The sequence below is a fragment of the Georgenia ruanii genome (assembly GCF_009193175.1).
Lineage (GTDB): Bacteria > Actinomycetota > Actinomycetes > Actinomycetales > Actinomycetaceae > Georgenia > Georgenia ruanii.
On sequence record NZ_VUKE01000004.1, the window covers coordinates 68,353 to 80,714 of the forward strand.

Annotated in this window: 6 protein-coding genes; 4 read left to right on the forward strand and 2 right to left on the reverse strand. The window is 70.4% G+C overall.

Going from position 1 to position 12,362, the window contains the following annotated elements:
* Window positions 1-60 precede the first annotated feature (60 nt).
* Together GD880_RS06000 and GD880_RS06005 are read right to left on the reverse strand one after the other, a co-directional pair.
* Entirely contained in the window at window positions 61-1,251 is a 1,191-nt protein-coding gene (locus GD880_RS06000) for a glycosyltransferase family 4 protein (RefSeq protein WP_226909415.1), read from the reverse strand.
* Complete coding sequence (locus tag GD880_RS06005) at window positions 1,248-2,399, reverse strand: DUF1972 domain-containing protein (protein WP_226909416.1); 1,152 nt, start codon at window positions 2,397-2,399, stop codon at window positions 1,248-1,250. Before GD880_RS06005 ends, GD880_RS06000 begins: the two co-directional genes overlap by 4 nt.
* A gap of 345 nt (window positions 2,400-2,744) precedes the next feature.
* On the opposite strand from GD880_RS06005, the gene GD880_RS06010 reads away from it, so the two are divergent.
* From GD880_RS06010 to GD880_RS06025, 4 genes are all read left to right on the forward strand, one after another.
* On the forward strand, window positions 2,745-3,347 hold the full coding sequence (locus GD880_RS06010) for a hypothetical protein (protein ID WP_152230723.1): 603 nt from the start codon (window positions 2,745-2,747) through the stop codon (window positions 3,345-3,347).
* Window positions 3,348-3,430: 83 nt separating this feature from the next.
* Window positions 3,431-7,636: a PKD domain-containing protein gene (locus tag GD880_RS06015; RefSeq protein WP_152230724.1), complete on the forward strand. Its 4,206-nt coding sequence runs from the start codon at window positions 3,431-3,433 to the stop codon at window positions 7,634-7,636.
* Window positions 7,637-7,824: 188 nt separating this feature from the next.
* Entirely contained in the window at window positions 7,825-9,585 is a 1,761-nt protein-coding gene (locus GD880_RS06020; RefSeq protein ID WP_152230725.1) for a right-handed parallel beta-helix repeat-containing protein, read from the forward strand.
* 168 nt (window positions 9,586-9,753) lie between these two features.
* Entirely contained in the window at window positions 9,754-11,439 is a 1,686-nt protein-coding gene (locus GD880_RS06025; protein WP_193314384.1) for a polysaccharide biosynthesis tyrosine autokinase, read from the forward strand.
* Window positions 11,440-12,362: the final 923 nt, after the last annotated feature.

Consider the following 12,362-nt stretch of genomic DNA (forward strand, 5'->3'; position numbering starts at 1 on the left):
ACTGGTCGAGGAATCAGGGCGGAGAGCGATGACAGTCCCTCACCCCGGTCGACGCACCGGTCAGCGCGAGGGCACCCCGTCGGCGGGCGAGTTCCGCGCCCTGCGGCACGACGCGACGACGTCCGCGACGCGGTCGCGATAACGCTCGACAGAGAAGCGCTCGAGAGCCTCCGCTCTCGCCGCTCCGGCCAGGGCCTGCGCGAGTGCAGGATGAGCGGCGACGTCGACGATGGCCTCCGCGAGCGCTTGCGCGGAGCCGGCTTGGACGAGCAGACCGGTGCGACGGTCGGTGAGAATCTCCGTCAGTGCCTGCACCCTGCTGGCGATGACGGGCCTGCCCGCCAGCATGCCCTCCACCGCAGCATTCCCGAAGGACTCCCCGAAGGACGGGACGAGGACCGCGTCGGCTGCCTCCAGGATCGGCTCCGTCGGGTGCACGTACCCATGAAACCGGACCGCCCCGGCGAGATCCGCCTGTTGAGCTCGTTCCCGCAGTTCGTGCTCGTACCACTCGTAGCCGCGGAACGGGGTGCCGCACACATCCATACGTACGTCGACACCCCGGCTCCGAGCGAGAGCGACCGCGTCGAGCGCGACGTGCACGCCCTTGCGGGGTGAGAGCCGGCCTATCAGCGCCAGGCGCAGCTGGTCCGCCGGCTGACGCGCCCTGAGCGGCAACGGCGCAGCATTCGACGAGATCCCGTTGTGGATCGTCGTGATCCTCGGGGCGAGAACCGGGACGGAGCGGGTGAGGAATGACCTGGTCGCCGCACTGTTCGCGACGACCTGGCGAGCCATGAGGAGAGGGGCAGCCAGCGCCAGCCGAAACGGCCATGGCAGGTGGGCCTCGGCCTCATGGACGTGGCACACCGCCGGCGTGCGCGCCAACCGGGCGGCGAGGAACCAGATGGGTATCGTCACGGTGTTGATGTAGGCGACGTCGGCGCCACGGCGACGAAGGAGTCGCTGCAGCCGCCATGCAGTCGGCCCCGCGGATCTGACCAGCTCCTTGAGCCCAGGCCAGGTCAGCATCGCTTTGCGGAGAACGGGGAAGGTGTGCACGTGGACCTCTGCTCCGCGGTCGACGAGCAGACCGGATAGCGGGCCCTCGTGAGGTAGCACCACGTCAACGTGCCAACCGTCGGCGACCAGGCCGTGCACCGTCTCCAGCAGCTGACGGTCAGAGCCGTAGAGGTCCGGCGACGGGTGGGCGATCAGGACTCGCCGCACCCGCCTCGGCCGGGTCTTCACCGGACGCCCCTGCGTCGACCGGTGGGCCGGCGGGGAGGGGGCTGTTCCGTCAGCCGCCGGCAGAGGTCCTCGTACGCGTCGGCGACGTCGTCCCAGCTGTACCTCAGGGCGCGGGCGCGGGTCGCGGCGCTGCGGGCGGCACGACCGGCGCGCTGGGCCTCCGCATGCTCGACGGCCCGCAGGACATGCGCAGGCTCGGTGAAATAGGTTCCCGCGTCGCCCAGCACCTCCCGGTTGAACGGAACATCGAAGGCCAGGGACGGTGCGCCCGCGCCGACGGCACGGAGGAGCGAAGGGTTGGTGCCGCCCACCGAGTGCCCGTGAGCATAGGTCAGGCAGTTCGCGTACAGCTGGTCGAGGAGCTGTTGGTCCCAGACGGCACCCAGGAAGCGGACGCGGTCGTCGGCGAGCTCGTGCACCTTGCGTGTGTAGCGTTCCGCGTAGGGGGCCGACCCCACGACGACCAGCGGAAAGGCGGCGGTGCTACGGCTGTAGCCGTCGACCACGACGTGCACGTGATTTTCCGGTTCGAATCGGGCGACGACCAGGTGAAATGCGCCCGGCGTGAGCCCTAGCTCGGGGAGACGGTCGTCGCCCGGTGAGATCACCGGCGCGCCGTACGAGATGAGTTCGGTTGCTGCACCGAACTCGGCGCGGTAGTAGTCGGCGATTCCGGAAGCGTCCGCAATAAGGGCGTCCGACCACCGGACCGAGAGCGACTCCGCGATGCGGTAGTACCGCCGGCCGGCCGGGCCCCACTTGCTGCGCAGCCACTCCAGGCCGTCGACATGGGTGGCGACGGGGACTCCCGCAGCGCGCACCAGGGGCAGCCATGGTGCATTCGCGGCGTTGAAGACGACTGCGACGTCCGGCCTGCGGCGCACGAGATGGGCGACGGAGAGCGCCGTGTGGCTGAGGGTCTCCAGTGACCGCTGGTGCAGCGCGGGGAGGTGGACCAAGCGCATGCCGAGGTACCCACGCGGGCCGTCCTCCTCGCGCTCGGCCCGGCAGTACACCAGCACGCGGTGGCCGCGTTCGACGAGCCTCCGGCCGACCTCCTCCACACAGGTCTCGAAGCCGCCGTAACGCGCCGGTACCCCTCTCGTGCCCACCATGGCGATGCGCAGGCTCCTCAAGGGGCGTGCCATCTGTGTCCGCCTGTCTTCTCGATGACGATGAGGGGGCGCGATGCCGACCACAGCGGTCCGGCGGTGCAGCGCCCGATGGTCAGCAGCACGATAAAGAGGTTCCTCACCTCGCCGCTCCGGAAATGAGCCGCCAACGGGCCGCACCCGGTCCGCAACCGCAACCGCATTACCTCTCAATCGGGGTCCGCTAAAGCAACACTCGTGCCGCGGGCTGGTGGTCCGTGCGGGGGGCGCCGTACGCCACGTCGAGATCGGGGACGAGAGATGTCGGACAAGAACACTGACCGGAAGGCACGAGAGGCCAGGCGGCTGCGTAAGCGACGCGCCTGGTTCATAGGAGCTGCCGTGCTCGTGATCGGCGGTACCGCCGGGATCGCGGGCGCCGCCGCGGGAACTGGGCAGGCCGGGAATGCACCGCCGGCAACCGGGCAGGCGGAACTGCGGCAGGGGGAGAGCGTCGCGAGCACGCTGGTGCAGGGCACCACCGTCACTGCCGTGGGCAACACCAAGGCTGGCCCCGCGCCGACTGCCGCCCCGAAGGTCCCTAAGCCGGTGCCGGTCAAGCTCAAGGAGAAGGCCCAGCTTGAACCCGCGGTCAGTGCACGCCTCGTCGGACTCGGCGTCACCCAGGCCGAAGGGCACGGACCGGGCGACCTCAGCGGAGACGCCTATGCCGTGACGGTCGAGATCACGAACGGTTCCGGTCGTCCGCTCGACATGAGCAACGTCGTCGTCACACTCGACGCCGCCGACGGCACACCGGCATCGCCCGTCCAGGGGGACCCGGACGCCAAGCCCATGATGGGCAAGCTGCCCCCGGGCAAGGCCACAACAGGCACGTATCTCTTCTCATTGCCTCGCACGGGCGACACCGGCGTGCGAGTGAGCTTCACGTACGCGGCCGGGACCCCGACCGCGATCTTCTCCGGCGATGCGAGCTCGCTGTGATGCGCCGGCAGATCGCCGTCGTCGGTCGGCGAACCGCCCTCGTGGCCGGACGAGGGAACAGCGTCCTGGGCCGCCTCGGACGAATGAGACGCGCCGGGCTGGCGCTCGTCGCCGCCGGCGGGCTCGCGCTTGCCGGAACGGTGGCAGTCGTCGCGCCGGCGAGCGCTGACATCGCGCCGGCCGACCCGAGCCTGCCGGCCACGGTCACCGCCGACCGGTTGCCCACCGTCCAGATCGACGGGGTGGTCTGGTCCCAGGTGGTGGTGGGGAACACGGTGTATGCCGCCGGAAGCTTCGCGACCGCGCGGCCGGCGGGGGCGGCCCCCGGGACGAACACGGTGCCACGCCAGAACCTGCTGGCCTACGACATCCGCACCGGCGCCCTGAACGCCTCGTTCGCCCCCAACCTCAACGCCCAGGCCCTGACGATCACGAAGTCCCCGGACGGCTCACGCATCTTCGTCGGCGGCGACTTCACGCAGGTCAACGGGCAGGCTCGGAACCGCATCGCGGCCTTCGACACGGCGACCGGCCAGCTGGTGGCCGGGTTCGCACCGTCCGTGAACGGTCAGGTCCGCGCCGTGGCGGCGACCAGCTCGGCCGTCTACCTCGGCGGCACGTTCTCCACGGTCGGCGGCATCGGCCGCACCCGTCTCGCCGCCGTCGCGCCCTCGAACGGTGCGGTCCTGTCCTGGGCCCCGCGCGCGGACGACCGCCAGGTCGACGCCATGACCATGTCGCCCAGCGGCGGCAAGGTCATCGTGGGGGGCCGGTTCACGACACTCAGCGGCGTCGCGGCCTACGGCATGGGCGCCCTCGACGCGTCCAGCGGTGCCGTCCTGCCCTGGCCCGCCAACCAGGTGGTGCGCGACGCGGGCAAGGACGCCGGGATCACCAGTCTCGCCGCCGACGGTGAGCGCGTCTACGGCAGCGGCTATCACTTCGGCGGAGGCGGGAACCTGGAGAACTCCTTCGCCGCGGACGGGGAGACGGGCCAGATCGTCTGGGTGGCGGACTGCCACGGCGACACCTACTCGGTCTTCCCCATGAAGGGCGCCCTCTACACCACCGGGCACGCGCACTACTGCGGCAACCTCGGGACCGGTGGGTTCCCGCAGACCGAGCCCGAGTGGACGGAGTACCGCAGCATCGCCTTCAGCCGCGAGGCGACCGGGGTGAACAAGCCCGACATCTACGGATACCCCGACAACCCGGGCGTGCCGTCGCCCACGCTCCTCAACTGGTTCCCCGACGTCAATCACGGCCTGTACACCGGCCAGTATCAGGGCCCCTGGCACGTCACCGGCAACGACGAGTACCTGGTGCTGGGCGGGGAGTTCCGCAGCGTCAACGGGACCCCGCAGCAAGGCCTGGTGCGGTTCGCCTTCCCGCAGAACGCGCCGAAGGCGGAGGGGCCGCAGCTGAAGTTCGAGAAGTTCCTTCCCCGCGCCGTCTCGCTGGCGGCCGGCACCGTCCGTGTCTCGATGCCGGGGAACTGGGACCGCGACAACGCCACCTTGACGTACCGGCTGTACCGCGACTCCGAGACGGTCCCACCGGTGTACGAGAAGGCGGTCACGGCGCGCTTCTGGGAGACCACACCGCAGGGGTACCTCGACACGGGGCTGCAGCCCGGGGCGACGCATCGTTACCGGCTGACGGCGACCGACTCCACGGGCAACGTCGCGAAGTCGGACTGGGTGTCGGTGACCGTTTCCACCCAGGGACAGCTGAGCTCCTACGCACGCAAGGTCCTCGAGGGCAACCCGGCCAGCTACTGGCGTCTCGGCGAGCCCAACGGCCCCGACGTCTACGACTGGGCGGGCTTCTCCGACGCCACTGCCGGAAGCGGGGTCAGCCGGGGGGCGGCGGGCGCCATCACCGGTGACACGAACGCCGCGTCGCACTTCAACGGCACCGGCACGGGCACCGCGGCGACCCGGACGGCGCAGGACGGCCCGAACGTCTTCACCGCGGAGAGCTGGGTCCGGACCACCTCCACACGAGGCGGCAAGATCATCGGGTTCGGCAACAGTGCGACCGGGAACTCCAGCGCCTACGACCGCCACGTCTACATGGACAACGCGGGCAAGATCTGGTTCGGCGTCCATCCGGGCGGCGTGCGCACGGTGAACAGCACCGCGTCCTACAACGACGGCCGGTGGCACCACGTCGTGGCCACCCTGGGGGCCAACGGCATGCAGCTGTTCGTCGACGGCAAGCGCGTCGCGCAGCGCTCCGACGTCACCGCGGCCCAGGGCTACTCCGGCTACTGGCGCATCGGCGGGGACAACCTGAACGGCTGGACCTCCCAGCCGGCCAGCAACTACCTCGACGGCGACATCGACGAGGTTGCGGTGTACCCGACCGTGCTCTCCGCAGCCGCCGTCAACGACCACTTCGTAGCCGGCGGAGGCACCTCCTCCGTGCCACCGGCACCGAGCGACAAGTACGGCGCGGCGGTCTACAACGCGGACCCGGACCTGTACTGGCGACTGAACGAGCAGGCAGGCCCGACCGCGCAGGACGCGGGGAAGCAGGGCGTGCCCGGCACCTACAACGGTGAGTACCAGCTGCAGGCGGCGGGCGCCCTCGCCGGCGTGAACGACCGGGCCGTGCGCTTCACCGGGACCGGAGGGCACATCGCCTCCACCGCCCAGTTCACCAACCCGAGCGTCTACTCCCTCGAGCTGTGGTTCAGCACGACGACCACCCGCGGAGGAAAGCTCATCGGCTTCGGAGCCTCGGCCACGGGCACGTCGTCGAACTACGACAGGCACGTGTACATGCAGGACGACGGTCGCCTGGTGTTCGGGGTGTGGACCGGGCAGACGAACACCATCACCACGGATCGGGGCTACAACGACGGCCGCTGGCACCACATGGTCGCGACCCAGTCCTCCGGTGGCATGCGGCTCTACGTCGACGGCGCTCTCGCGGGCACCAACCCCCAGACCCAGGCGGAGAACTACACCGGGTACTGGCGGGTCGGCGGCGACACCACCTGGGGCTCCTCCAGCCCGTTCCTGGAGGGCCTCATCGACGAGGCGGCCGTCTACTCCTCGGAGCTGTCAGCGAACCAGGTGTCCGAGCACTACGCCCTCGGCACCGATGCGCCGCCGCCGAACGTGGCGCCGACGGCGGCGTTCACCTCCACGGCGGCGAACCTGGCGGCGTCCTTCGACGCCGCGGGGTCCTCGGACCCGGACGGGACCATCGCGTCCTACGCGTGGGACTTCGGCGACGGGGCCACGGGTACCGGGGTGAAGCCGTCGCACACGTACGCGGCGGCGGGCACCTACACGGTCAGGCTCACGGTGACGGACAACGTCGGTGCGACGGGCACCGTGACCCACGCCGTGACGGTGACAGCGCCGCAGCCGGGGAACGTGGCGCCGACGGCGGCGTTCACCTCGACGGCGGCGGACCTGGCGGCGTCCTTCGACGCCGCGGGGTCCTCGGACCCGGACGGGACCATCGCGTCCTACGCGTGGGACTTCGGCGACGGCGCCACGGGTACCGGGGTGACGGCGTCGCACACGTACGCGGCGGCGGGCACCTACACGGTCAGGCTCACGGTGACGGACAACGTCGGTGCGACGGGCACCGTCTCCCACGCGGTCACGGTGACGGCGCCGCCTGGCGAGGCGCCGCTCGCGGCCGACGCGTTCGGCCGCACCGTCGCTCGCGGCTGGGGCAGCGCGGACACGGGCGGCCCGTGGTCGGCCAGCGGCACGGGCGCGGTGCTCGACGTGGCCGACGGGGTGGGGCGGCTGACCGCTCCGGCCGCCGGCAGGACCAGCGGTGCCTACCTGACCGGGGTCTCGCAGACCTCTGGGCTCACCCAGGTCCAGGTCTCGCTCGACAAGATCGCGGACGGCGGCGGGTCGTACGTCAGCGTGCTGGGCCGGAGGGTCAACGGCCAGGACTATCGGCTGCAGGCGCGGGTCCTCTCGAACGGGACCGTGACCGCGGAACTCATGCGCTACACCACGAGTGAGGTCCGGCTGGGCAACGCCGTCACGGTTCCGGGAGTTCGCTTCGCCCCGGGCGATGTGGTCAACATCGTGTTCGAGGTGACGGGGACCAGTCCGACCCTGTTGCGAGCGAAGCTCTGGGAACAGGGCATGGCCGAGCCGTCGACGTGGTTGATCTCTGCCACCGACTCCACCGCCAGCCTTCAGGCTCCCGGGGGCATCGGCCTGCTGATGTACCTCAGCAGCTCGGCCACCAACGCCCCCGTGACCGCCAGGTTCGACAACCTGACCGTTCGGAAGGGGGGTGCCTGACCTGACGGGTGCCGCACGCACCCCCCTTCCGAGGGGGGTGCGTGCCCGTGCCGGACAATGTGCCGCCTGGCCTCGACGCGGGGCCGAGGGGTGCCCTGCCCGTTGGTGACGCTCCCCGGGAGGACCCACTGGAACGCCAGCGAGATCGGATGCCACAGGTACGCCGCGGCCGACGGTCGATAACGCGCGTGTGGTCCACCCTGCTTGCGCTCGTCCTGCTCCTGGGCTCGGGTGGTCTCGCTCTGGGCCTGACCCGGCTCGGCTCGACGTCGAGCTCGGTGACGGACGCGGGCACGGCTCCGCAGGACGGCGCTCCCGACACGCGGACCATTCATGTGGCGCCCGACGGCGACGACACGGCCGAGGGCACCGCCATCGCGCCCAAGCGCACGCTGCAGGCGGCGGTCAACGAGTCGGACGCCGGGGACACGGTCATGGTGCACGCCGGCGTCTACCACGAGGAGCTCAAGATCGAGGAGCGACGAGGTCTGAGGCTCGTTGCGGCACCGGGGGCGGAGGTCTGGCTGGACGGGTCGGTCGTCGTGCCCGGTTGGGCCCGGGACGGCGAGCGGTGGGTCTCCGACGGTTGGAGCACCGAGTTCGACTCCAGTCCGACGTACAGCTGGGGGAAGCCGGACGGCGTGAGGCCCGGGTGGATCTTCCTCAACCCGGAGTACCCGTTGGCCGCGCACCCGGACCAGGTATGGATCGACGGCGAACGTCAGGTGCAGGTGGGGGCGAGAGCGGAGGTACGCCCAGGGACCTTCTTCGTCGACTACGACGACGACAAGATGTTCCTGGGGAGCGACCCGACCGGGCGAACCGTGACCGCGAGCGCGCAGGCTCGCGCCGTGCGGATCCTGAGCGCCGGGGTCCTCATCCGCGGCATCGGCGTCCGTAAGTACGCCCCCTCCGTACCGCACATGGGAGCGGTGACGGTGGAGGCGCCGGACGTCACGCTGGAGCACGTCAGCGTCACCGACAACGCCACGACCGGGATGCACGTGCTGAGCGAGCGTGCGAAGCTGCGCGACGTCACCCTCGAGCGCAACGGGATGATGGGCCTCAGCGCGACCGAGGCTGACGGCCTCGAGCTGGTGCGGGTGACGGCGAGCGAGAACAACCTCGAGGGGTTCAACAAGTCTCCGGCGGCCGGCGGCGCCAAGATCGGCCGGTCGTCGACGATCCTTGTCAAGGATTGCGTCTTTGCGGGGAACCTCGCGAACGGGCTCTGGTTGGACGAGTCCGTCTCCGGCATCAAGCTCCTGCACTCGCGCTTCGTGGACAACTCCGGCCACGGCATCTCGATCGAGGTCTCCGGCCACGGCACCGTCATGGGCAACGTCATCGCCCACAACGCCGGCAACGGTGTGAAGCTCAACGATGCGGAAGACGTCGCGGTGTGGAACAACACCTTCGTCGACAACGTCCGCTCGATCAACATCGTGCAGGACACCCGGGACGTCGAGCCTGGACGCACCTTCCGCGACCCCGAGCTGCCGCTCACCTGGCGGACCCAGCGCATCACCATCCGGAACAACGTCATCGCCGCCACCGGTACGCACCTCGGTGGCGCCGCCCGGTCCCGGACCTGCCTGTTGTGCGTCGAGGACTACAGCGGTCGGTGGACCGCTGCCGAGATGGACGTGACCGCCCTGGGCAACGTGTACCAGCGGGCAGATGCCACGTCGCCGAAGTGGATGATCGTGTGGGCCCGACGCGACAAGGACCCGTACGTGTTCCACGGTGTGAAGGACTTCCGCGCCGCTGTGCGCCAGGAAGAGACCGGTGTGGAGGTGACCGGGACCTCGCTGCTGAGCGACGACTTCTGGCCGGAACCCGCTCTGGAGCACCTGTACGCCTCGGTGGCGCAACCGCTGCCCGCCGACCTCGCCGAGCTCGCTGGGCGCCCGGTCGGAGACCGGCACCTGGGGGCCTGGAGCCGATGACCCCGGTCATCGCGCGCGGGGCAGAGATGGCCGGGCCCGACCGGATCGTCGCGGGAATCGGCCCCGTACGGCCCGATGCCCGCCGTACCCTCGGCGTTGGGGGAACGGACGCAAGCCAGCTGACGAGTCCGCACGCTGGCCTCGGAGCCGCAGAGCAAGGGGATGTCCATGTCGTTCCGTGAGTACCTGGAGCTGCTGCAACGGCGTTGGCGCATCGTGGTGTCGATGCTCATGATCGGTCTGCTGGTTGCGGTGGCATTCAACGTGCTCGCCCGGAAGTCGTACACGGCGGCGGCGACCTCCTTCGTCACGGTCTCCGATGCGGACGCCGCGGCGTCGGGTGAGCTGTTCCAGGGCTCGCAGTTCGCCGTGCAGCGGATGGCCTCCTACGCGGCTCTGAGCTCGAGCCCTGAGGTGCTCGACGGAGTGATCGACGAGCTCGCGCTCGACATCTCGCCACGGGCGCTGCGAAAGATGGTGACCGTCTCCAGCCCAGCGACCAGCGTGCTGCTCGAAGTGTCCGTCGAGGACGCAGATCCTCGGCAGGCGGCGAACATCGCCGACGAGGTGTCCCGTCAGCTCGGGATGCTGATCGAGCGGCTCGAGACGCCACGCGGCCTGGCCGCGTCCTCGGTGAAGGTCACCCTGACCCGGCCCGCAGACGTCCCGGTCGCGCCGTCCTCACCGCGCGTGACGCTCAACCTTCTTCTCGGCATGGCAGGTGGCGCCGCGGCCGGTTTGCTGCTGGCTCTGCTCAGGCATCACCTCGACCGCCGCCTCAGGACCGTTGCCGACGTCCGGGCGATCACCGAGGTGGCGCCGCTCGGCTCGACCATCCATTCCCGGGCGGCCGAGCGTGAGCCACTCGTCGCCACGGAGCTCGGGTCGGTGGAGGCGGAGCGTTACCGCAGCATCCGGGCCTCTCTGAAGCTCGCCGACGCGGGCCGCGAGAGCCACCAGCTTGTCATCAGCTCGCCGGCCGCCGGTGACGGCAGGACGAGCGTGGCCGCGAACCTGGCGCTGAGCTGGGCCGTCGCCGGCGCCACGGTGTGTCTTGTCGACGCCGATCTGCGGAGCCCCACGGCTTCCCGAGTCTTCGGGCTCGAGAGCGCCGACGGGCTCACCGACGTGGTGGCCGGTGACGCAGAGCTCGACACCGTGCTCCGTTCCTGGAACGGCGGTGCCCTCACCATCCTGCCCGCAGGGTCGCTGCCACCGGATCCGGTCGAGCTGCTCGGGTCCAAGGCCATGGGCCACCTGATCGCTGAGCTGGGAGCGCGCTTCGATGTCGTGATCTACGACTCGGAACCCATGCTCGCGGTCGGCGACGCGGCTGTCCTGGCGCGCGCGGTGGGCGGCCTGGTGCTGGTGGTTCGCTCAGGCGCGACCACGGCGGCTCAGCTCTCGGCCTGCCTCGAGAAGGTGCGGGGGGCCCGGCTGCCCCTGCTCGGCACGGCGCTCGTCGGAGTCAAGGAGCGTCGACGCGCCAGACGCCGGCACCGCGTCGTGGACGACGGGCGCCGGGTCGTGGAGCCCCGAGACGCCGCACCGAGTCGGCGACACCGAGTGCCGCCGCCGACCGGGCGCGCCACGACAGCCGAGGTCTTGCGCAGCCTAGGTGCGCGGTCGGGCGATGATGCGGTGGGCGAGCATCGACATCGTGAAGAAGACGATGAAGGCCGGCGCGGTGTCGAACATGCCGCTCTCCAGCACGCCCACCAGCGTGACGAGCAGGGCGAGGCCTCCGACGAGCGATCGCTGTGGCCGGGGGAGCCGCAACGCACGGACAAGGGTGGCGAGCACGAACAGCAGCAGGATCATGCTGCCGACGTACCCAGCCTGGATCAGCGCTGACACCCAGGAGCTGTCAAGCATCTGCTGGTCGCGGTAGAGGGCGGTGACGGGAATCTGCTTCAGGGCGAGCCCGCTGCCGAACAGCTGCACGGAGGGCGTGTCGGCGTAGTCGAGCGCGGCGCGCCACGCGACCGTCCGGTTGTTGAGCGTGGTCACGCTCTCCAGATCGCCGCGTCCCGCGAACGCGGTGACGAGCGGGGTGAGGAACGCGACCGCCAGGGCCATCGGAACGGTTGCGGCGATCCCGGCCACGACCCGGGGAGGAACCCGTGGTGCCACGACCACGAGCAGCACCATGATGAAGATCAGTCCGGCGAGGCCGGTCCGTGAGCCCGTCAGCCAGATCAGGCCGAGCAGCGGGAGCAGGCCGTAGAACTCGGCGCGCGACGCCGTGCCGTGGACCGCCTTCCAGAACAGGATGACCACCGGGACGCTCACCAGCAGGCAGATCTCGTTGGCGTTCAACGGAGGGATCCCGCCGTAGAGCCGCCCGGTCGTGGCCAGGGAGCCCAGGCCGGTCAGGGCGCCGAAGCAGGCCAGCAGGAGCATCGCGCTGCTCATGGCGCTGAGGACCACGTGCCAGGGGTGGCTGACCGTGACGAGGACGAGCGCGAACGCCAGGAGCGCCAACCGGCCGGCCAGCACGATCGTCGGCAGTCCGTCGGCGTTGAGGATGCCGCCGATGACGGAGATGAGCAGATAGCTCCCCAGCCAGAGCACGGGCGCCGCTGCCATCCGGCCCCAGGCGCCCGGGGGCCTACGCATCAGCAGCGCGATGACGACCGCGAGGACGGTCAGTGCCGCCTTCGCGACGACCACGACATCGAGGCCGCCGGAGTAGAAGGCGCCCCTCCGCCACGCCACCGAAGACACGACGAGGAGCAGACAGACGAAGAACAGAGGGAACGGCCGCATCGTGAGCA